This is a genomic window from Pseudomonas sp. NY11955 (assembly GCF_048068035.1).
Taxonomy (GTDB): Bacteria; Pseudomonadota; Gammaproteobacteria; order Pseudomonadales; family Pseudomonadaceae; genus Aquipseudomonas.
Genome location: NZ_JBLUPS010000006.1, coordinates 1 through 21,873 on the forward strand (window position 1 = coordinate 1; position 21,873 = coordinate 21,873).

Genomic DNA, 21,873 nt, shown 5'->3' on the forward strand with positions numbered 1-21,873 from the left:
CATGACCGATTTGAATGGTGGCGCGCTCTTCAACGCTGAGTTCGGAATAAGACATAGGGACAGCACCGTACCGGAAAGGTCAGGTGTTGCACTCAGTTTTCGCCGCCGCCCTTTATATTAGGCATCGAAGATTATCAGCCCGCCCGTGGGGTCAGGAATTACCAAGCTTATAAAGTGACCGAAGCTGATTTAGAGCGCGACTATTTTCCCCCTGCTCTGCACAATCGAGCGAAGCTGGAAGATTCAGCATGGAGCGTAGTCGCTAGAGGGGTGCGTAATGACCAGAAGCCTGAACACAATGATTCACCCGCTCCCCCAACAGCGCCCAGGCCGTTTTAACCTAGGGGCCAAGCGTTCTCCTATTCGCTGAGCAGTTGCAGCATGCGTTGAGCTGCCCCGAGGGCAATCCTTCAATGCGCGCAGCGGCTGGTATCCCCTTGCTCTGCCGGCGCTTTGCGCGCTGCCGCCAGAAGGGTCGCCAGCACGATCAGGGCAGCCCCCGCCGCCATGCGCAGGCTCGGCTGGTCTCCAAACAACCACCACGCCCCGATGATCGCGTACACCGGCTCCAGCGCGATGATCATGCCGGCCGTGCGTGCCTCCAGACCTTCAAGGCTTTTGACGAACAGGAACTGCGACAGCCCGGTGCAGAATACGCCCAGCAATGCCAGGTTGACCCAGTCGCTGCCGCCCAGGCTGGTGCTGCCCAGGTGAGTGAAGGCAAACGGCGCCACCAGTGCGGCCACCACCACGTTCTGCCAGAAGGCGACCTGCATGGCATTCATGCTCGATGCATTGCGGCGGTTGGCCACGGTCAGCAAGGCGAACGCCAGGCCCGAGCCCAACCCCCAAAGCAGGCCGAGGGTGCCTTTGTCGAGCAGGTCGAAGGTGGGTACTACCAGCACCAGGCCGGCTGTGACCATCAGCAACAGCACGCCTTGCACCGCACCGATGCGCTGGCCGAACACGCCGCGTTCGACCATGGCGATGAACGCCGGAAAGCTGGCAAAGCCCAAAGTGGCAACCGCTACACCACCGACCTTGACGGCAATGAAGAAGGTCACCCAATGGGTCGCCAGCAGGGCGCCGGTCAGGCCCAGTACCGGCAGGTTGCGCAGGGTCAGTGCATCGAGCAGGCGTGTCCCCTTGAGACCGGCGACGAAGCCCAGGGCAATGAAGGCAAAGGTGGCGCGGCCGAAGGTGATGATGCTGGCGTCGGCTTCGATCAGGTGACCGAGGATACCGGTCAGGCCGAACAGCACAGCGGCGATATGGGCAACGCACAGGGCGTTACGGTGGCCGGTGGCAGCACCGGCTACAGGGATTGAAGTCGCGATCATGGCAGTCAAGTCTTCACAATGTGGCGCGCGCAAACACTCCCGGCTGGCGCGGCGCGGGTCTCTAGTACTGGGAGTTTTATCGTTATGAGCCCGGACGAATTGCCCGGTGCAAAAAGGCGCCACAGCGTTGGAATTGTGAAGCGAGGCTGTTTTACTCGCGGTTACCACATCGTCCAGCCCACGGCGCGGGGCTGGTCGATGTGTGTATTATTTTTGTATACAGGGTTTTGCAGCCGATTGCGGGCGACGTGTGCTTGTCTGATCGCGACATCGGTCGTTGCCTTGCAGCGCCGCCTTACTCGTCGCCGTAGTTCATGATCGACAGCAGGCGAATCGGCACCTGCACCAGTTGCTCCGGGCCGTGCGGGGTTTCACCGTCGAAGGTCAGGCTGTCGCCGGCGTGCATGTGATAGAGCTGGTTGCCGTGGCGGTACACCAGTTCGCCCTCCAGCAAATGAAGGAACTCGGTGCCTGGGTGGGCGAAGGTCGGGAACTCTTCGCTGGCGTCGTCCATGCTCACCATGTAGGCCTCGAAGTGCTTCTTCGGCCCTCTGGCGTGATTGAGCAAATGGTAGGTGTGGCCCTTCTCGGTACCACGGCGCACCACCTCCAGCCCTTCACCGGCTTTTACCAGCAGGGCATTGCCGTCGGGCTGGTCATATTGGCTGAACAGCTTGGCCATCGGCATGCCCAGCACATCGCACAGGCGGCTGAGGGTGTCGAGGCTGGTGGACACCTGGGCGTTCTCGATCTTGCTCAGCATGCCCTGGCTGATGCCGGCGATGCGCGCCACGTCGGCGAGCTTGAGGGACTGGGCCTGGCGCTGGCGCTTGATCTGCAGGCCCAGGTATTGCTCCAGGCGAAGGCGCGGTTGGGTTTCGGTCGGCATCGAATGTCCTGCACGGTTTCAGTTCAAGAATAAAATTTTCGCACTGGGTAAGTGCGAAATGCAGCTGCGTTGAGCGCGTCTTTCCTCAGACGAAAACTAGTTTCCCATAAATAGAGCACAAAAAGCTGGCTGGGTTTGGCGTGAGCTGTGCTGGCCTCATCGCGGGCAAGCTCGCTCCTACATGGGCTTCGCGCCGTACCCTGTAGGAGCGGGCTTGCCCGCGATGAGGCCCGTACAGGCCACCCACAACGAGCGTCCTGGAAGAGTTGGCAAGCGCATTGCATTCCTGTGAGGAAATTAAATTTCTCATGCGGAATCATTGCCCCTCGCCCAGGAGTGTTCAACCCATGTTGCCAGCAGAAACCCAGCGCACCCTTGATCAGCACGGCATCAAGTACGTGCTGGCGCAGTTCGTCGATATCCATGGCTCGGCGAAGACCAAATCGGTGCCGGTCTCGGGCCTGAAGATGGTGGCCGAGGAGGGCGCCGGTTTTGCCGGGTTCGCCATCTGCGGCATGGGCATGGAACCACACGGCCCGGACTTCATGGCCCGTGGCGACCTGGCCACCTTGATTCCGGTGCCGTGGCAGCCCGGTTATGGCCGTGTGGTATGCGTGGGCCATGTGAACGGCCAGCCGTGGCCCTACGACAGCCGCTACGTGTTGCAGCGGCAGGTGCAGCGCCTGGCCGACAACGGCTGGACCCTGAACACCGGCCTTGAGCCCGAGTTCAGCCTGTTCCGCCGCGACGAGGGCGGCAAGCTGCAACTGGTGGACACCTCCGACAACCTCGACAAGCCGTGCTACGACTACAAGGGCCTGTCGCGCTCGCGGTTGTTCCTTGAACGCCTGACCGAGGCGCTGCAACCGGTGGGTTTCGACATCTACCAGATCGACCATGAAGACGCCAACGGCCAGTTCGAGATCAACTACACCTACAGCGACGCCATGGAGTCGGCCGACCGTTTCACCTTCTTCCGCATGGCCGCTGGCGAGATTGCCAACGACCTGGGGATGATCTGCTCGTTCATGCCCAAGCCCGACCCCAAGCGCGCCGGCAATGGCATGCACTTTCACCTGTCGCTGGCCAGCAGCACCAACAAGAACCTGTTTCACGACCCGTCCGACAGCAGTGGCATGGGCCTGTCGAAGCTGGCCTATCACTTTGCCGCAGGCCTGCTGGCCCATGGCCCGGCGCTGTGCGCCTTCGCCGCGCCTACGGTCAACTCGTACAAGCGCCTGGTGGTTGGCCGCTCGCTGTCCGGCGCCACCTGGGCCCCGGCATTTGTCGCTTACGGTGCCAACAACCGCTCGGCGATGGTACGCATCCCCTATGGCCGGCTGGAGTTCCGCCTGCCAGACGCTGGCTGCAACCCGTACCTGGTCACCGCCGCGATCATCGCCGCCGGCCTCGATGGCATCGACCGCCAACTGGAACCGGGCGAGATGTGCAACGAGAACCTCTACAACCTCAGCCTGGAAGAAATTGCCGCACGCGGCATCCAGACCTTGCCGCAATCGCTGAAGGAAGCGGTCGACGCGCTCGAAGCCGACCCATTGTTCCGCGAGGTGCTGGGCACCGAGATCGTCGACGAGTTCATCAAGCTCAAGCGCATGGAGTGGGTGGAGTACTGCCGTCACGTTTCCGACTGGGAAGTTCAGCGCTACACCGAGTTTTTCTGACTGCCCCCAATCCCTTGGGCGGTCAGCACCAAAGCGCTCGCCCACTGCCTAGTAAGGAGCATCACCATGTGTGGAATCGTAGGCCTGTACCTGAAAAAGCCCGAGCTTCAAGCCCAGCTCGGCAAGCTCTTCGAACCCATGCTCGAAGCCATGACCGACCGTGGCCCGGACAGCGCGGGCTTTGCCATCTACGGCGATGAAGTGGCCGACGGCTGGGTCAAGCTGACCCTGCAAGCCACTGACATCAACTACCCCTGGGCCACCCTGATGGGCCAACTCGAAGGCCGCCTGGGCTGTTCGCTGGACGGGTTCCAGAACGCCAGTGCCGCCGTGCTCAAGGTGCATACCGAAGAAGCCGTTGCTCGCGCCGCATTGGCCGAACTGGCCCCCGATGTGCGCATCATGAGCGCCGGGCAGCGCATCGAAATTCTCAAGGGCATGGGCCTGCCAGCACAAATTTCCAGGCGCTTCGGCTTGGCCGGCATGAAAGGCAGCCACATCATCGGCCATACCCGCATGGCCACCGAAAGCGCCGTGACCCTGGAAGGCAGCCACCCATTCTCCACCGGTGCCGACCTGTGCCTGGTGCACAACGGCTCGCTGTCCAACCATTTCCGCCTGCGCCAGGCGCTCAAGCGCGAAGGCATCAACTTCGAGACCGACAACGACAGCGAAGTGGCCGCCGGCTACCTGACCTGGCGCCTGCAGCAGGGCGACAGCCTGGCCCAGGCCCTGGATGGCGCGCTGGAAGACCTGGACGGCTTCTTCACCTTCGCCATCGGCACCCGCAACGGCTTTGCCGTGATTCGCGACCCGATCGCCTGCAAGCCGGCAGTACTGGCCGAAACCGACGACTACGTGGCCATGGCATCGGAATACCAGGCGCTGGCCAGCTTGCCGGGCATCGAGCACGCCAAGGTCTGGGAGCCGGCGCCGGCCACGCTGTACGTCTGGGAGCGCGAAAGCGCCTGACCTGTCACCGACTCCCTGGAGAACCTTATGAAGACGATCGACCTTTCCAGCACTTCGGTGCGTATGCTCAACCAGTCCCTGCACGGCGAGGTGCAAGACCACCCATGGCGGGTGACCCATCCTGATGGCAAGCACAACCTGGCCGTGGGCATCAACGCCGCCGTGGCCGTGGATATCGAAGGCCACGCCGGCTACTACTGCGCCGGCATGAACCAGCAGGCCAGTGTCACCGTGCATGGCAACGTCGGTGTGGGGGTGGCCGAGAACATGATGTCCGGTTCGGTACGGGTCAAGGGCAGTGCTTCCCAGGCGGCAGGTGCCACTGCCCATGGCGGGTTGCTGGTGATCGAGGGGGACGCCGGTGCCCGTTGCGGTATTTCCATGAAGGGCGTGGACATCGTGGTGGGCGGCAGCATCGGCCACATGAGCTGCTTCATGGGCCAGGCCGGGCGCCTGGTGGTATGCGGCGACGCCGGCGATGCGCTGGGCGATTCGTTGTACGAGGTGCGCATCTACGTCAAGGGCACGGTGCAGTCGCTGGGCTCGGACTGCATTGAAAAAGAGATGCGCGCCGAACACCTGCAAGAGCTGCAGGACCTGCTGAAAAAAGCCGGCCTCGACCATGAGGCCGCCGATTTCAAACGCTACGGCTCGGCCCGCCAGCTGTACAACTTCAAAGTCGACAACGCTAGCGCGTACTGAGCCAGGAGCATTCCCATGAGCGAGCAATTCCCCCTGGTACTGCGTGAGTCGGCCACCTTCGATCGCCTGACCATCCAGGAAATCCAGCGTGCGGCCGAAACCGGCATTTACGACATTCGCGGTGGCGGCACCAAACGCCGCGTGCCGCACTTCGACGACTTGCTGCTGCTGGGCGCCAGCGTGTCGCGCTACCCACTGGAAGGCTACCGCGAGAAGTGCGGCACCGACGTGGTGCTGGGCAACCGCTTTGCGAAAAAGCCGATCCACCTGAAAATCCCTGTGACCATCGCCGGCATGAGCTTCGGTGCGCTGTCGGCCAATGCCAAGGAAGCGCTGGGCCGTGGTGCGACCATCGCCGGCACCAGCACCACCACTGGCGACGGCGGCATGACCCCGGAAGAGCGCGGCCAGTCGCAGCACCTGGTGTATCAGTACCTGCCATCGCGCTACGGCATGAACCCCGACGACCTGCGCAAGGCCGACGCCATCGAGATCGTCCTCGGCCAGGGCGCCAAACCGGGCGGTGGCGGCATGCTGCTGGGCATGAAAGTGACCGAGCGAGTGGCCGGCATGCGCACCTTGCCGGTCGGCGTCGACCAGCGCAGCGCCTGCCGCCATCCGGACTGGACCGGCCCGGACGACCTGGCGATCAAGATTGCCGAGATTCGCGAGATCACCGATTGGGAAAAGCCGATCTACGTGAAAATCGGTGCTAGCCGCCCGTACTACGACGTCAAGCTGGCGGTGAAGGCCGGTGCTGACGTGATCGTGCTCGACGGCATGCAGGGCGGTACTGCAGCGACACAGGAAGTGTTCATCGAGCATGTCGGCATTCCTATTCTGCCGGCCATCCCGCAGGCGGTGCAGGCGCTGCAGGAAATGGGCATGCACCGCAAGGTGCAGTTGATTGTTTCGGGGGGGATTCGCAACGGCGCCGACGTAGCCAAGGCCATGGCGTTGGGGGCTGATGCGGTGGCTATTGGCACTGCGGCACTGATCGCCCTGGGGGACAACCATCCACGTCTGGACAGTGAGCTGAAGAGGATTGGCTCGGCCGCTGGTTTCTATGACGACTGGCAAAACGGTCGCGATCCAGCTGGCATTACGACCCAGGACCCGGCGCTGGCCATGCGCCTGAATCCGGAAGAGGCGGGGCGGCGACTGGCGAACTACCTGCGCGTGTTGGTGCTGGAGGCGCAGACCATGGCGCGGGCGTGTGGCAAGTCGCACCTGCACAACCTTGACCCGGAAGACCTGGTGGCGTTGACCGTGGAGGCGGCGGCGATGGCGCGGGTGCCGTTGGCGGGGACTGGCTGGGTGCCGGGGCAGTATTGAGTTGAACAGCGGGGGCCGCGGTGCGGCCCATTCGCGGCACAAGGCCGCTCCTACAGGGGGCGCGGTGCTTGTGTAGGAGCAGCCTTGTGCTGCGAAACGGCCAGTGCAGGTTAAGCCACGGCTGCCAACTTGGCGCTCATCTGCCGACGACGGTAGGCACTGTCACGGCTGGCCAGCCACCAGTACAGCGGCGAGGTGATCGCCAGCCCCACCAGCCACGACAAGTCAGCCCCGTTGATGTGTTCGGAAATTGGGCCGACATACAGCGGCGTGTTCATGAACGGGATCTGCACCACAATACCTACGGCGTAAGCGATCAGCGCCTGCGGGTTGTAACGGCCGTAGATACCGCCATCGACCTGGAAGATCGACTGGATGTCGTAGTCGCCTTTGTGAATGGCATAGAAGTCGATCAGGTTGATCGCCGTCCACGGCACCAGCACGACCAGCAGCACCAGCACCATGTCGACGAAGTGGCCGATGAAGTCTGCCGAGGCGAACACCGCTACCACGCTGCAGGCCGCCAGCACGATCAATGACAGCACCGCGCGGCTCTTGGCGGTGGGGATCCAGCGGTAGGCGAAGGTCTGAACCAGGGTGATGATCGACAGCACCGCACCATACAGGTTGAGGGCGTTGTGGCTGATCACGCTGAGCAGGAACAGCACCAGCATGATCGGGCCCAGGGTGCCGGTGGCCAGCTTGACCGCGTCCATGGTGTCCATGCCCGCCGGGATCGCCAGCACCGCCACGGCGCCGAAGATGAACGACAGGCTCGAACCCAGGGCCGAGCCCAGGTAGGTGGTCCAGAACGTCGAGCTGACTTTCACATCCGCCGGCAGGTAGCGCGAGTAGTCCGACACGTAGGGCGCAAAGGCGATCTGCCAGAGTGCCGCCAGCGACACGGTGGCCAGCCAGCCGGCCAGGTTGAAGCCGCCGCGGGTGAGGAAATCGTCACTCTGCACATGGGTGAAGATGTAGCCGAAGCCAACCACGATGCCAATGCCCAGCACCCAGGTGCCGATGCGGTTGAGCACGTGGATGAAGCGGTAGCCGATGATGCCGATGATGCCCGAGCCCAGCGCACCGATGACGATGCCCACAGGTACCGGAACGGCATCGACCACGCCATGCAGTGACTTGCCGGCGAGGACGATGTTGGAAGCGAAGAAACCGATGTACATGACGCCGGCGATCACCACCACCAGCAGCGCACCGAGGGTGCCGAACTGTGCACGGCTCTGGATCATCTGCGGGATGCCCATTTGCGGGCCCTGGGCCGAGTGCAGCGCCATCAGCACGCCGCCGACCAGGTGACCGACCAGGATGGCGATGACGCCCCACACCAGGTTCAAGTGGAAAAGCTGCACACCCAGCGCGCCGGTGACGATAGGCAGCGGCGCGATGTTGCCGCCGAACCACAGTGTGAACAGATCCCTTACCTTTCCATGGCGGTCTTGCGGGGGCACGTAGCCGATTGTGTGTTTTTCTATCAGGGGTGCCGAATTGGCTGCACTGGTCATGACTGACTCCAAGGCAAGGTAGGGCATCGGGAGCTGCCCGGGGGCGTGCCGGCGATGGGCGACGCGTTCTTGTTGGAGCGATGATGCGGGGCGCGGGGATAACGAGAAATTAGTAAATATGTACCCATAGGCCTTAAAAAACCTAAGGCTGACAAAAGCTTAAGCGGGTGACGGAAGCAAGGAGGGTGCCAGCTGACGGAAAGGCCTGGGATAGAGGGGGTGAGCTGTTTGCCGGTAGCCTGTGGTGGGCTTTGGCGGTGCATCGTGCTCATTTACAGGGCAGCTGAATGGTTGCCTGTGCCGGCCCTTTCGCGGGCTCGCCCGCTCCCACAGGTATGGCGCAGCTTCAGCACCGGTGGTGAACCTGTGGGAGCGGGGAGCCCGCGAAAGGGCCAGCACAGCAGCAAACAGCTACATCGGCAACAACCGGTCTTGGATCACCTCTTTCATCACCAGGGTCGAACTCAGGCGTTTCACATTGGGAATGCTGGTCAGTTGCTCGTCATACAGTTTCTGAAACGCTGGCAGGTCCTTGGCCACCACATGCAGCAGATAATCCGGGTCGCCAAACAGCCGCTGCGCTTCGACAATCTGCGGGACCTCCGCCAACGCTGCTTCGAAATCCGCCACCGGCTGGCGGGTCACCTCGCGCAGGGTCACGAACACCAGCGCCGCGAAGTTCAGCCCCAGGGCACTGGGTGCCAGGCGGGCGTGATAGCCAAGGATCGCCCCGGACTCTTCCAGTGCCTTCAAGCGCCGGTGGCAGGGCGACAGGCTGAGCCCTACGCGGTCGGCCAGTTCGGTTACCGACAGCCGCCCATCTTTTTGCAGCTGGGCAAGGATTTTTCGATCTGTTCGGTCCATGGGGGAGAATCTTCCAGTAAATGAATGCTGACAGGGAATATACGAAAGAAAATCCCCGGGCGGAATCCGTAATCTTTCGACATCCCAACGCAGTAGATAAGGAAGATTCAAGTGGCTATCAGTGTGCTGACGGCATTTTGGGCCGTGTCGATGCTGTTCGTGATCACCCCGGGTGCGGATTGGGCCTATGCCATCTCGGCAGGTATGCGCGGGCGCTGGGTGATGCCAGCGGTGGCGGGGATGTTGTCGGGGCATTTCCTGGCCACGCTGGTGGTGGCTGCCGGGGTCGGCAGCCTGCTGGCGGGCCACCCGTTGGCGCTGACCTTGTTGACCCTGGCGGGGTGCAGCTACCTGCTGTGGCTGGGCGCTAATTTGTTGCTGAGCCCGGCACTGCCGGCAGCCGGGCAGGGCGGTACAGGGGAGTCTGGCTCGCGCTGGGCGTTGAAGGGGTTTTGCGTCAGCGGCCTGAACCCTAAAGTTTTCCTGCTGTTCCTGGCCTTGTTGCCACAGTTCACCGACCCGCAGTCGAGTTGGCCGGTGCCGTTGCAGATCTTGCTGCTGGGGCTGGTGCACCTGTGCAGCTCGCTGGTGATCTACTCGCTGGTCGGCTATGGCGCCAAAGCAGTGCTGAGCACCCGGCCGGAGGCGGCGAAGCTGGTCGGGCGGGTGTCGGGGGTGGCGATGATTGCCGTGGCCCTGGGCTTGATTGCTGGGCAAATCAACTGATTTCACCCGTTGCAAATGGCTTCGGATACACTCGCCACACCCCAACGCACAACCAGGATGTGCTCAATGCCTGACATCACGCAACTGCTCACCTTCGCCCTGATTTGCCTCGGCATGGTCCTGACCCCAGGGCCGAACATGATCTACCTGATCTCCCGCTCGATCTGCCAGGGCCGCAAGGCCGGGTTGATTTCCCTTGGCGGTGTGGCCTTGGGCTTCGTCATCTACATGTTCTGCGCCGCATTGGGTATCACGGCGCTGGTAATGGCCGTTCCCTTTGCCTACGACGCGCTGCGCATCGGCGGCGCGCTGTACCTGTTGTACCTGGCCTGGCAGGCGCTGCGGCCCGGTGGCCGTTCACCCTTCCAAGTGCGTGAGCTGCCCGCTGACAGCCCACGGCGGCTGTTCACCATGGGCTTTGCCACCAGCCTGCTCAACCCCAAGATTGCCGTCATGTACTTGTCGCTGATGCCGCAGTTCATCGAGCCGGGTCATGGCAGCGTGCTGCTGCAGTCGCTGGTACTGGGTTCGACACAGATTGCCATCAGCGTCACGGTCAATGCCATGATCGCGATCATGGCCGGTTCCATCGCTGTGTTCCTGGCTGGGCGCCCACTGTGGCAGCAGGTTCAGCGTTGGTTGATGGGGACGGTGCTGGCGGGCCTTGCCGTGCGCATGTTGGCAGAAGGGCGCCGTTGAGCGCCCTTGACGATGCAAGGGTTCAGTTGCCCAGTACTTTCCCGAGTATCTGGCACACCTGTTCTGCCGAATAGGGCTTGGCCAGGAAAGTGAACCCCTGATGCCCGCCTTCAGCGATCGCCTCGCTGTAACCCGACGTCAGGATCACTGGCAACTGTGGGCGCTGGCGACGCAGCTCACGGGCCAGCGCCAGCCCGCCCATGCCGGGCATCACCACATCGGAAAACACCGCATCAAAATGACCCGCCGGGCCGGTCAGCTGCGCTAGCGCTTCTTCTGCCGAGCGCGCATAGCTGATCCGGTAACCATGGTCCTCGAGGATCTGCGCCGTGAAACTGCACAGGTCGGGGTTGTCTTCTACCACCAGTATTCGTCGACGCTCGCCCTGTGCCTGCGGCTGGCCGCTGGCCGAGGCGTTTTCGGGCGAGGCCGCAGGCGGATCCTCCTGCGGTAGGTACAAGGTAAAGGTGGTGCCCTTACCGGGTGTGCTATGCACCTGAACATCGCCCCCGGACTGCTTGGCAAAACCGAACACCTGTGACAAGCCAAGCCCGGTACCTTCACCTGGGGCCTTGGTGGTGAAGAACGGGTCGAAGATGCGTTCGAGCAACTCGCTGGCAATACCGACACCACTGTCGCTTACCGATATTGCAGCGAACGGGCCTGGTTGTGATGCCTGGCCGCGCAGGGCGGGCAGACGCTGGTCGGCTTGCAGGCGCAACTGCAAGACGCCTTCGCCGGCCATGGCATCACGGCCGTTGAGCATCAGGTTGATCACTGCCGTTTCCAGTTGGCTGAGGTCGGCGCGGATATGGCAGGGCGCCTGCGGCAGCTTCAGCTCGACCTGGATGCGTGCGCCGGTGGCGGTGTCGAGCATGTCGGCCATGGCTTCCAGCCGTGGCCCGGCCTCGAACACTTGTGGGCTGAGGGCCTGGCGGCGGGCGAAGGCAAGCAGTTGGCCGGTCAGCTTGGCGCCGCGGTCCACGGTGTCGGACATGGTCTTGAGGTAGCGTTCGCGGCGTTTCACATCAAGGTCGGGGCGCTGCAGGAAGTGCAGCGACGAGCGGATAATGGTCAGCAGGTTGTTGAAGTCATGGGCCACGCCACCCGTCAGTTGGCCAATGGCCTCCAGCTTTTGCGTCTGACGCAGCACGGCCTCGGTGTGCAGCAGTTGGGTAGTGCGCTCTTCGACACGGTGCTCCAGGGTAGCGTTGAGCGCTTCCAGTGCCGCCATCGCCTCGCGCACTTCGGCATTGGCCTGTACCCGCTGAATATGCGCCCAGCAACGTTCGGTCACCTCGTTGATCAGCGCTTGCTCGTAGTCGGTCCAAACCCGAGGTACACGATCGTGTATGGCCATCAGCGCGGTCAGCCTGCCACCCTTTATCAGCGGCATACAGATAGTGGCGGTAATCCCGATGGCTTGGAATGTCGCCGCCTCATCAGCGTCCAGTTCGCGAAGATTGTCATTGATCACCAAGGCCAGGCCGCTGCGCAGGCGGCTGACCGCCAGCCGACCAAAGTCACGCAGGTGATATTGGCCCACCAGGCGTGGTGAACCGGGGGCCACCGCATCGCCGCAGATGGTGAAACCGTCCTGGTCCGGCTCCATTACCGCATAGGCGCAGCTGGACAGGCCAAGGTGCTCGACCAGCATGCGCGTGGTGATGGCCATGATCTGGTCCGGGTCAGTGGCCTCGGTCACGGCGCGCCCGAGGTTGTCGAGAAAGTTCAGGCGTTGGTTGGTGACCACGCTGGCGGTGGTTTCGGTGACCGTGTCGAGCATGCCCAGTACCTCGCCATCATGGCCGCGAATCGGGCTGTAGCAGAAGGTGAAATAGGCCCGCTCGGGGCCGCCGTTACGGTCGATCGTCAACGGGAAGTCTTCGATATACACCGCTTCGCCAGCCAGCGCGCGCTCGGCCAAGCTGCTGATGTCGGCCCAGGCCTCTTGCCAGACTTCGCGGAATGGGATGCCCAAGGCCTCGGGTTTCTGACCCAGGATCGGCAGGAACGCGTCGTTGTGCAGGGTAAACAAGTCGGGCCCCCACAACACGGCCTGTGGAAAGCGCGAGGCCAGGCACAGCGCCACGGTGGTCTTGAGTGCATCTGGCCAGGCCTCGAGCGGGCCGAGGCTGGTCCGTGCCCAGTCGTGGTTGCGGATGCGTTCGGCCATCAAGCCGCCGCCGTCTAACCATTTCGCCATGGCCTGGTGCCGATCCTTTTGCTTGAGAAGCTAAAAAGATGCACTGAGCTGGCGTGATTTGCGAGTGTTTTGTAGCGGTCAGCCCATTGCCTGGCGAGCTGTCAGCGAAATCCCGCGACGATCCCTTTGCGTTCTTCAAGCAAACGGCGGTTATCGGCAGTGTCCTTATCACCCAATCGAATGCCGTCGACCTCACGCTGTGGGTCTGACCAGTAAGGTAGGCGGACCATACCCGGTCTGCCCGCGGCCATGACGGTATACAATCTCGGGCCTGCTGCAGGTTCATGAGCGTAGCCATGGCCATAGGTGAACAAGCCGTCGCCTCCATCATGCGCGGCCCCTATGATATGGCCGATTTCATGGGGGAACGTGTAGCGTGACACACCGATACACGCGATGTTCACGACAGCGAACGCCTGTTCTTCGGTTATGCCTGCTGCAACTCCACAACTGTCCGGGTTCGTGGTATCGACAAGCAGAACCACCACATCGGCTGCGAGCGCGTCACGCTGCAGGTGGACTTCATCCATATAGCCGTCGTCTGCCCTCCAAAGGCGCAACAACTCCAGGCTGTTGCCCGCACCGGACTGCACGTAGTCCAGAGGCTCGAAGCCTGCCAGCTCGAACGACAATCCGATAGCGCTCAAGTTGAACGTCTGGTTGGACTCCTCGATGGCCAGCTGTGCCAGCGCCTCGATGTCTTCATGGGCTTGGGCCGCATTCTTGCTGGCGAAAACCAGCACGCGGATTGTGGCATCGCCGGGTTGAAGGTTCCCTGTTTGGCCTTTTTGGGGGCGGATCGATGTACTCGGTGAGTCTGCTGGCTCATCGGCTGGCAGCTTCGCTGGATTCACTTCTTCCAGTACGGTTCGAGTGCCGGTGTGGTAGAGCCGAAAGACATGGCCTTCCCAGCGCAATGACCCAGTAATACCACGGTCGCTGCTGATCAGTAGCAGCGTATTCATCGCTGCCTGCCAGGTGTTTGCAGCAGGGGGTTCGCCACTTTGGCTCAAGGAGCCCTGCCACACCAGGGTACCGTCATCAAGTGTGCGAGTTCGTTGTTTGTGCGCCTGCAGATGCCCCACCCCCATGATGTTCAGCTGTAAGTGCTCAGCTGTGGGTGCAAGCTTGTCGACGGCCACCTGCACCGACCACTGCCTGTCGACCCAGGCCGCTTTTGCATGGTTTTCGACAGGTTCTGCAGTGAGGAAGGGGGGAAGCAGCAGCGTGATCAGCCCGAGTACGACCGTGAGAGCCAGTAAACCAACTGACACAACCCATTGACGCATGGTGAGTCCCTTGCTTGCCGAGGCAGATGCATCGGATGCAGGAAAGTTTACGTAGGGGGTGTGGCGTTGAAACCTGGCAAATTTACCAGGTAGGTGGTGGATGGCTCAGCGAATGAAGTGCACCTTTCCGCTGTCGTCGTTACCCATGTATATGCCATACACCCCGGCCTGTCGCTCGAGGATGTAGCGCTCGAGGATCTGCCGGATGGCCGGGTAATAGATTTCGTCCCATGGAATTTCGTCGGGCTCGAAAAACCGGTATGCCAGTGTTTCCGGCCCGTACTGCCCGGTTTCCTCGGTGGCGATGGCGCGGAAGATGATGTACACCTCGCTGATTTTCGGCACGCTGAAGATGGAGTAGGGCGAGACGATGTCGGCACGCACGCCGCTTTCTTCCCAAACCTCGCGCAGTGCAGCCTGCTCGGTGGTTTCGCCGGCCTCCATGAACCCGGCCGGCAAGGTCCAGGTGCCGGGCCGTGGCGGGATGGCGCGTTGGCACAGCAGGTACTTGCCATCGCGCTCGATGATGCAGCCGGCGATGATCTTCGGGTTGATGTAGTGGACGAAGCCGCAGCGGGTGCAGTGCAGGCGCTCGTGGGTGTCGCCTGTGGGAACGCCCCGGGCCAGTTCCGTGGTGCAGTGCGGGCAGTAGCGCGGGGCGTTGGGCATGATCAGCGGCCTATGCGGGGTTCCTTCAGGGCCAGGGGTTCGACGATGTCGCGCACCTTGGCGTTGTCATCCTGCTTTTGGCGCAGGTAGTCCAGGGCCACCTTGGCGGCGGCGCGGACGTGGTCGACCGAGGCCTGGTGGGCCACCAGTGGGTCGCCGCCCTTGATCGCCTCGACGATCTTTTCCATTTCGCGGTTGCTGGCGCCACGGCGGTTTTCCTGCGAAACCGAGGTTGCGCGCAGGTAGCTGATGCGGGCCTGCAACTGGCGCAACTGCTGGGCCGCCACCTGGTTGCCGGAGCCTTCGAGCAGCACATCGTAGAAGCCTTGCACCGAATCCAGCACCTGTTGCAGCTCGCCGTCTTCCAGGGCCTCGCGGTTGACCTCCAGCGCGCGCTCCAGGGCACGAATGTCCTTGGCTTTGGCGTTGAGGGTGAAAAGCTGCACGATCAGGCCTTCGAGCACACAGCGCAGCTCGTAGATGTCGCGGGCGTCTTCCAGGGTGATGATGGCTACGCGCGGGCCTTTGGCGTCGGCGAATTCCACCAGGCCTTCGGATTCCAGGTGGCGCAGGGCTTCACGCACGGACGTGCGGCTGACGCCCAGGCGGTCGCAGAGGTCGCGCTCGACCAGGCGGTCGCCTGGCAGCAGGTGGAAGTTCATGATCGCGGCGCGCAGCTTGTCGAGCACGATTTCGCGCAGGGTAACGGGGTTGCGGTTGACCTTGAAGCTGTCGTCGAGTGGCTGGCGTTTCATCAGGTGCGCTCTTTATGAGGCTGTTGCGCCAACATCGCGGAACGCCCCGAACCGAGGCTTTCCATGCAGTGGTTCGAACAGCCCGTTGTTAACGGGTTGACTCCGCATCGGCTTCGGCAAACGCTTCACGGGCCAGGCGGAAACTGTCCACCGCCGCGGGTACGCCGCAATAAATGCCGACCTGGAGCAGGATCTCGCGAATCTGTTCTCGGCTCAGGCCATTACGCAATGCGCCGCGAATGTGCAGCTTGAGCTCGTGGGGCCGGTTGAGCGCGGAAATCATGGCCAAGTTTATCATGCTGCGCTCTTTCAGCGACAAGCCTTCGCGGCCCCATACGTGGCCCCAGCAGTATTCGGTGACCAGCTCCTGCAACGGCTGGGTGAACGCGTCGGCGTTCTGGATCGAGCGGTTGACGTAGTCCTCGCCCAGCACCTGGGTGCGGATCTGCAGGCCTTTTTCGTACTTTTCGTTGCTCACGTGCCGTACTCCGGAATAAAACAGCGTCATCGGTGTCGGCTTCTTCGCGGGCCTGCCCGCTCCCGCAGGTACTGCACAGGTTCCAGCATCAGTGCGATACCTGTGGGAGCGGGCAAGCCCGCGAAGAAGCCAACGCCGACTTCAAGATCCATCAGCCGAGTGGCGGTAGGGCGCCCAGCTTGCCCTTGTGGTACACCATCGGCGTCACCGGCTGTTCAGGCAGCACAAGGTTCTTCACCGCCCCCACGATGATCGCGTGGTCACCACCGTCATACTCGCGCCACAGCTCGCACTCGATGATCGCCGTGGCCCTGGCCAGCAGGGGGTTGCCCAGCTCGCTCAGGTGCCACTCGACGCCTTTGGCCTTGTCCTTGCCTTTGCCGGCGAAGGCATAGGCCTCGGCGGTCTGATCGGCAGACAGCAGGTGAATCGCGAACTGCTTGCTGTCACGCAGGATCGGGTAGGTGTCGGAGGCGTAGTTGGGGCAGAACAACACCAGCGCCGGGTCGATCGACAGTGCGCTGAACGCGCTGGCGGTGATGCCGACGATGGCGCCGTCGGCGTCCAGGGTGGTGACTACCGTGACACCGGACGGGAAGGAGCCCATCACGTCTTTGTAGATGCCGGGTTCGATCATCTCGTGCTACCTCTTAACGCATCACAAACGGGTCGGGCATCGGCGCGGTGGACAGGTTGATCCACACGGTCTTCAGCTCGGTATAGGCCAGCACCGAATCGATGCCGCTCTCGCGGCCGTAGCCGCTGTTCTTGAAACCACCGATCGGCGCCATGGCCGACACCGCGCGGTAGGTGTTGACCCAGATGATCCCCGAACGCACATCGCGGGCCAGGCGGTGGGCACGGCCCAGGTCGCGGGTCCAGATGCCGGCGGCCAGGCCGAATTGCGAGTCGTTGGCGATGGCCAGGGCTTCTTCTTCGGTCTTGAAGCGGATCACCGCGGCGACCGGGCCGAACACTTCTTCCTGCATGATGGTCATCGCGTTGCTGTCGCACTCGAACAGGGTCGGCTCGTAGAACCAGCCGTCGCCTTCGACCTCGGCCCGTTTGCCGCCCATGTGCAGTTTGGCGCCCTCGGCCTTGGCCGCAGCCACCAAGCCCTCGACCACGGCCAACTGCTGGGCGGTGGCCATCGGGCCCATTTCACTGGCGTCGTCCTGCGGGTTGCCGATGCGGATGCGCTTGGCACGGGCAATCAGGCGCTCGACGAACTCGTCAAAGATCTCGTCCTGCACCAGCAGGCGCGAACCGGCCACGCAGCTTTGCCCGGAGGCCGCATAGATACCCGCCACGGCGCCGTTGATGGCGCTGTCCAGGTCGGCGTCGGCGAAGATGATGTTCGGCGACTTGCCGCCCAACTCCAGCGACAGCTTGGCGAAGTTCTCGGCGCTGCTGCGCACCACGTGGCGCGCGGTGGCTGCGCCGCCGGTGAAGGCGATCTTGCGCACCAGCGGGTGGCGGGTGAGCGCTGCGCCAGTGCTTGGGCCGTAACCGGTGACCACGTTGACCACCCCGGCCGGGAAACCCGCCTCAAGGGCGAGGCGGGCCAGTTCGAGGATGGTCGCCGAGGCGTGCTCGGACGGTTTGAGCACGATGGTGTTGCCAGCGGCCAGGGCCGGGGCCAGCTTGATCGCGGTGAGGTACAGCGGGCTGTTCCACGGGATGATCCCGGCCACCACGCCGATCGGCTCGTGCACGGTGTAGGCGAACAGGTCGGGCTTGTCCAGCGGCAGGGTGCCGCCTTCGAGCTTGTCGGCCAGGCCTGCGGTGTAGTGGAAGAACTCTGGCAGGTAGCCGACCTGGCCGCGGGTTTCGCGGATCAGCTTGCCGTTGTCACGGCTTTCCAGTTGGGCCAGGTGTTCTTTGTTCTCGGCAATCAGGTCGCCCAGGCGACGCAGCAGCTTGCCGCGCGCGGTGGCGGTGATGCTGCGCCACGCTTTGCTGTCGAAAGCACGTTGGGCGGCCTGTACGGCCAGTTCCACATCGGCTTCGTCGGCGTCGGGCAGTTGCGCCCAGGCTTGGGCAGTGGCCGGGTTGAGGCTGTCGAAGGTCTTGCCGCTCTGGGCATCGCGCCATTGGCCGTCGATGCACATCTGGAAACGAACGAGGGTCATGCAACAATCCCCTTGGCGGATTCGGTGAGGGTGCGGGCTTGCGCGAGGAAGTCCAGCAGCATCTTGTTGACTTCACGGGGTGCTTCCACCGGCATCATATGCCGTTGCTCGGCGAGGACCACACTGAGCGCGCCGGGAATGCTGGCGGCAAGCTGGCGGGTCATGGCCGGGGTGGAGCCTGAATCGAGTTCGCCGGTGGCGATCAGTGTCGGTACCTGGATGCTGCCCAGGTCGCCGGCGCGGTACATGTCCTGGGTGGCGAACAGTGAGTAAGTGGTGTGGTAGCCCTGCGGGTCATTGCTCGCCAGTACTTGGCGAATGGCGGCGACTTGCGCCGGGTTGGCAGCCTTGTATTCACGGCTGAACCAACGGTCCAGGGCTGCATCGACGTTGGCGTCGGGGCCCAGTTGCGCCGCCTGGGCTGCGCGGGCGATCACGCCGGCACTTTGCTCTGGGGTGCGGTTGAACACGCTGTTGAGCACGACCAGTGCAGCCAGGCGCTGCGGATAGTTGAGGGCGAATGCACGGGCAACCAGGCCGCCCATGGAGAAGCCAATCACGGTGGCCTGGGCAATTTGCAGGTGGTCCAGCAGTTCGGCGAGCTGGTCGGCATAGCCTTCCAGCGGCGTGTCGGCAGCCGGTACGCGGCTTTGACCGTGGCCGAGCATGTCGTAGGCGATGACGCGGTAGTCGTTGGCCAGGCCAACGAACTGACCGCCCCACATTTCCTTGTTCAGGCCCACGCCGTGGATCAGAACCACGGGCTGGCCCTGGCCGACAGCCAGGTAGCTGGTGCCGGCAGGTGTGCGTTCAGCGACAGGCTGAATCATGGAGGGCGCTCCTTGAAGGTCGGGCGCGGCGGGTTAGCACGCCACGCCCCGGCCCGTCTTGGTTGTTGTTATTGAGCGTTGGCTTTTTCGGCAGCCAGTTCTTCCAGGTCGATGTAGCGGTTGCCGATGCGCGGGTGCAGGCGGCCACCGTCGGCTGCGCCCAGGACCACGACGATTTCATCGGCGCGCGGGGCGTCTTCGATCTGCATTTCCAGGGTGATGTAGTGCGAGCGCAGGCCTTCGTCGTCCTTCTGCATCATCGGGATCTGGATCGAGGTGCCTGGGCCGCCGCGCTTGTTGGTGAAGCTCAGGTAGCTCTTGGCCTGTACCGCTTCGCGGTAGTGGTTGCCAAAGCGCAGGGTGTGGATCACCGCCGAGGCGTGCTCGATTTCGCCGTCGGCGCCCACCACTGCGGCTTTACCGTAGGCCTCGATCTTGTCGGCACCGCCGATGGCGGCCGTCAGGCGCTCGACCATCAGGGCACCCAGTTCCGAGCAGTTGGCGCGGATTTCCGGCTTCAGATCTTCAACGAAACCGCGACCGGCCCATGGGTTCTTGATCACGACGGCCAGGCCGACCATGGTCACCGGCTTGTCGGTGGCCTTGCCGCCTTCGATGCGGGTTTCTTCGGAGTAGGTGACGATCTTGCGGATTTCGAAACTCATGGGTCGCTCCTGGTGAGGGTTATCAGCTCTTGTTGTCTGATGGTATACCATAATATTTGTTGTGCAAGAGGTGGCTGGAAATTTCTCTTGCGGGGGGACAAAAGGTGGGCTGATGCGTTGAATTTTGTGCTGTCTGTACCGGCCTCTTCGCGGGGCAAGCCCGCTCCCACAGATACAGCGCAGGCCTAAAAAAGCCCGCTCACGCAGGCCGCAAGGGCCCACGGGAGCGGGCGCGTCCCGCAAAGGTTCAGGCAATGGGAATTCAGGCGAAAGCGGGCACCACTTCTTTGATGAAGAGCTCCAGCGACTTCTTCTTCTCGGCGTGGGGCAGGCTGTTGTCGCACCAGAAGCTGAACTCGTCGACGCCGAGTTCCTGGTAGTACTTGATGCGCGCGATGATTTCCTCCGGGGTGCCGATCATGGTGTTCTTGCGGATGTTCTCCAGCTGGAACGCCGGCACTTCGGCAAATTTGGACTCTGGGCTCGGCTCCAGGAAACCGTTGACCGGCGTGGTCTTGTTGCCGAACCAGGCATCGAAGGTGCGATAGAAGCGCGAGATCGCCTGGGCGCCGACCTTCCAGCCATCCGGCTCGGCCGGGCTGTGCACGTGGGTGTGGCGCAGTACCATCAATTGTGGGCGCGGCACGTCCGGGTTGTTGTCCAGGGCAGCCTGGAACTTGTTCTTCAGGTCCAGCACTTCTTCGTCACCCTTCATCAACGGGGTGACCATGACGTTGCAGCCATTGGCCACGGCGAAGTTGTGCGAATCCGGGTCGCGAGCGGCAATCCACATCGGTGGCGTCGCGTTAAACGGTTTCGGCACGCTGGTAGAGGTGGGGAACTTGTAGACTTCGCCGTCATGGGCGTAGTCGCCTTCCCACAGCTTGCGTACCACAGGCACCATCTCGCGCAGCGCCTTGCCGCCGTCGGTAGCCGGCATGCCATTGGCCATGCGGTCGAACTCGAACTGGTAGGCGCCACGGGCCAGGCCCACTTCCATACGACCGTTGCTGATCACGTCTAGAAGGGCGCATTCGCCGGCAACGCGGATCGGGTTCCAGAACGGCGCGATAATGGTGCCGGCGCCCAGGCGGATCTTGTCGGTACGTGCGGCCAGGTAGGCCAGCAGCGGCATCGGGCTTGGCGAAATGGTGTACTCCATGGCGTGGTGTTCGCCGATCCACACGGTGCTGAAACCGCCGTTTTCGGCCATCAGGGTCAGTTCGGTCAGGTCTTCGAACAGCTGGCGGTGGCTGACCTGTTCATCCCAACGTTCCATGTGTACGAACAACGAAAATTTCATGGGGCTTTCCTCAACGCTTGAAAGGGTCCGGCGCCGGGCAGGGGAGGCGCCAGGGGTATCGATTCAGGATAGGCTTCAGGCAAAGGCCGGCAGGCTGGCCATCTTGCCGCGGCAGTACACCATCGGCCGTGGCGCTTGTTCAGGGACGATCAGGTTGTGCACCTTGCCGACCATGATGGCGTGGTCGCCACCTTCATACTCGCGCCACAGTTCGCATTCGATGACGGCGGTAGCGCCAGCCAGGATCGGGTTGCCCAGTTCGCTCAGGGACCATTCGATGCCGCTGGCCTTGTCCTTGCCCTTCTTGGCGAATGCATAAGCTTCGGCCTGCTGTTCACCCGAGAGCAGGTGAATGGCAAAGCGCTTCTGCTTGATCAGCACAGGGTAGGAGTCGGAGCTGTAGTTAGGGCAGAACAGCACCAGTGGCGGGTCCATCGACAGGGAGGAAAAGGCGCTGGCGGTAAGACCGACGACCGAGCCGTCGTCGTCCAGGGTGGTGATGACGGTAACGCCGGACGGGAAGGAGCCCAGGACGTTTTTGTAGACGGTTGCGTCGATCATCGGGTGTACCTCTAAAAGGCTGCGGTGGTCCGCGGTTTTTATCGTTGATGTGTCTGATGGTATACCGTAATACCTATTTTGCAAGCGGAATTTTCAAGCCCGGGTTTTCACGATGAACGGCTCAAAGCCACGTATATCGTGGCTTTGAGCGGTGAGGCGGTTTGTCGCAGGGGTTTGCCAAGCGGATCAGCGGGCGTTTTTTACTGCGGATCAGTGTTGTCAAAAGTTTGGAATACCATAATATGGTCCGCAG

General features: G+C 62.6%; 21 protein-coding genes. 6 read left to right on the plus strand and 15 right to left on the minus strand.

Going from position 1 to position 21,873, the window contains the following annotated elements; all coding sequences use genetic code 11:
- Positions 1–410: 410 nt before the first annotated feature.
- Entirely contained in the window at positions 411–1,340 is a 930-nt protein-coding gene (locus ACNFBR_RS12960) for a DMT family transporter (protein WP_416735259.1), read from the minus strand.
- Positions 1,341–1,635: 295 nt separating this feature from the next.
- Positions 1,636–2,229, minus strand: a complete 594-nt coding sequence (locus ACNFBR_RS12965; protein ID WP_416735260.1) for a helix-turn-helix domain-containing protein — start codon at positions 2,227–2,229, stop codon at positions 1,636–1,638.
- Between the two features lie 347 nt (positions 2,230–2,576).
- On the opposite strand from ACNFBR_RS12965, the gene glnT reads away from it, so the two are divergent.
- From glnT to ACNFBR_RS12985, 4 genes are all read left to right on the plus strand, one after another.
- Positions 2,577–3,911: a type III glutamate--ammonia ligase gene (gene glnT / locus ACNFBR_RS12970; protein ID WP_416735261.1), complete on the plus strand. Its 1,335-nt coding sequence runs from the start codon at positions 2,577–2,579 to the stop codon at positions 3,909–3,911.
- 66 nt (positions 3,912–3,977) lie between these two features.
- On the plus strand, positions 3,978–4,883 hold the full coding sequence (locus tag ACNFBR_RS12975; RefSeq protein ID WP_416735262.1) for a class II glutamine amidotransferase: 906 nt from the start codon (positions 3,978–3,980) through the stop codon (positions 4,881–4,883).
- Between the two features lie 27 nt (positions 4,884–4,910).
- Complete coding sequence (locus ACNFBR_RS12980) at positions 4,911–5,585, plus strand: protein glxC (protein WP_416735263.1); 675 nt, start codon at positions 4,911–4,913, stop codon at positions 5,583–5,585.
- A 15-nt stretch (positions 5,586–5,600) separates the two neighbouring features.
- Positions 5,601–6,920, plus strand: coding sequence for an FMN-binding glutamate synthase family protein (locus ACNFBR_RS12985; protein ID WP_416735264.1), 1,320 nt, complete (start codon positions 5,601–5,603; stop codon positions 6,918–6,920).
- A 110-nt stretch (positions 6,921–7,030) separates the two neighbouring features.
- Here the strand turns inward: ACNFBR_RS12985 and ACNFBR_RS12990 are convergent, their stop codons facing one another.
- Positions 7,031–8,443, minus strand: a complete 1,413-nt coding sequence (locus ACNFBR_RS12990; protein WP_416735265.1) for a purine-cytosine permease family protein — start codon at positions 8,441–8,443, stop codon at positions 7,031–7,033.
- 411 nt (positions 8,444–8,854) lie between these two features.
- Complete coding sequence (locus ACNFBR_RS12995) at positions 8,855–9,307, minus strand: Lrp/AsnC family transcriptional regulator (protein WP_416735266.1); 453 nt, start codon at positions 9,305–9,307, stop codon at positions 8,855–8,857.
- A gap of 111 nt (positions 9,308–9,418) precedes the next feature.
- On the opposite strand from ACNFBR_RS12995, the gene ACNFBR_RS13000 reads away from it, so the two are divergent.
- Together ACNFBR_RS13000 and ACNFBR_RS13005 are read left to right on the plus strand one after the other, a co-directional pair.
- On the plus strand, positions 9,419–10,033 hold the full coding sequence (locus tag ACNFBR_RS13000) for a LysE family translocator (protein ID WP_416735267.1): 615 nt from the start codon (positions 9,419–9,421) through the stop codon (positions 10,031–10,033).
- A 66-nt stretch (positions 10,034–10,099) separates the two neighbouring features.
- Positions 10,100–10,732, plus strand: coding sequence for a LysE family translocator (locus ACNFBR_RS13005; protein WP_416735268.1), 633 nt, complete (start codon positions 10,100–10,102; stop codon positions 10,730–10,732).
- A 22-nt stretch (positions 10,733–10,754) separates the two neighbouring features.
- Here ACNFBR_RS13005 and ACNFBR_RS13010 read toward each other — a convergent pair whose 3' ends face one another.
- The 11 genes from ACNFBR_RS13010 to ACNFBR_RS13060 all read right to left on the minus strand — a co-directional run bounded on the left by ACNFBR_RS13010 (position 10,755) and on the right by ACNFBR_RS13060 (position 21,620).
- Positions 10,755–12,938 (minus strand): ATP-binding protein, encoded by a 2,184-nt coding sequence (locus ACNFBR_RS13010; RefSeq protein ID WP_416735269.1) that lies wholly within the window; start codon positions 12,936–12,938, stop codon positions 10,755–10,757.
- 101 nt (positions 12,939–13,039) lie between these two features.
- A complete protein-coding gene (locus ACNFBR_RS13015) occupies positions 13,040–14,227 on the minus strand; it encodes a M12 family metallo-peptidase (RefSeq protein WP_416735270.1) in 1,188 nt (395 codons plus the stop codon).
- Positions 14,228–14,332: 105 nt separating this feature from the next.
- A complete protein-coding gene (locus ACNFBR_RS13020; RefSeq protein ID WP_416735271.1) occupies positions 14,333–14,896 on the minus strand; it encodes an NUDIX hydrolase in 564 nt (187 codons plus the stop codon).
- Positions 14,897–14,898: 2 nt separating this feature from the next.
- Positions 14,899–15,651: a GntR family transcriptional regulator gene (locus ACNFBR_RS13025; RefSeq protein ID WP_416735272.1), complete on the minus strand. Its 753-nt coding sequence runs from the start codon at positions 15,649–15,651 to the stop codon at positions 14,899–14,901.
- Between the two features lie 88 nt (positions 15,652–15,739).
- Positions 15,740–16,129, minus strand: a complete 390-nt coding sequence (locus ACNFBR_RS13030; protein WP_023535056.1) for a carboxymuconolactone decarboxylase family protein — start codon at positions 16,127–16,129, stop codon at positions 15,740–15,742.
- A 151-nt stretch (positions 16,130–16,280) separates the two neighbouring features.
- Positions 16,281–16,766 (minus strand): flavin reductase family protein, encoded by a 486-nt coding sequence (locus tag ACNFBR_RS13035; protein WP_416735273.1) that lies wholly within the window; start codon positions 16,764–16,766, stop codon positions 16,281–16,283.
- Positions 16,767–16,779: 13 nt separating this feature from the next.
- The gene (locus ACNFBR_RS13040) at positions 16,780–18,261 is read right to left on the minus strand and encodes an aldehyde dehydrogenase (protein ID WP_416735274.1); all 1,482 of its coding nucleotides are present in this window, start codon (positions 18,259–18,261) and stop codon (positions 16,780–16,782) included.
- Positions 18,258–19,091, minus strand: coding sequence for an alpha/beta fold hydrolase (locus tag ACNFBR_RS13045; RefSeq protein WP_416735275.1), 834 nt, complete (start codon positions 19,089–19,091; stop codon positions 18,258–18,260). The genes ACNFBR_RS13040 and ACNFBR_RS13045 overlap by 4 nt, the downstream gene beginning before the upstream one ends.
- Before the next feature lie 68 nt (positions 19,092–19,159).
- Positions 19,160–19,756, minus strand: coding sequence for an amino acid synthesis family protein (locus tag ACNFBR_RS13050; RefSeq protein ID WP_003256068.1), 597 nt, complete (start codon positions 19,754–19,756; stop codon positions 19,160–19,162).
- Positions 19,757–20,018: 262 nt separating this feature from the next.
- A complete protein-coding gene (locus ACNFBR_RS13055) occupies positions 20,019–21,059 on the minus strand; it encodes an LLM class flavin-dependent oxidoreductase (RefSeq protein ID WP_012271912.1) in 1,041 nt (346 codons plus the stop codon).
- A 75-nt stretch (positions 21,060–21,134) separates the two neighbouring features.
- Positions 21,135–21,620, minus strand: coding sequence for a flavin reductase family protein (locus ACNFBR_RS13060; protein WP_416735276.1), 486 nt, complete (start codon positions 21,618–21,620; stop codon positions 21,135–21,137).
- Between the last annotated feature and the right edge of the window lie 253 nt (positions 21,621–21,873).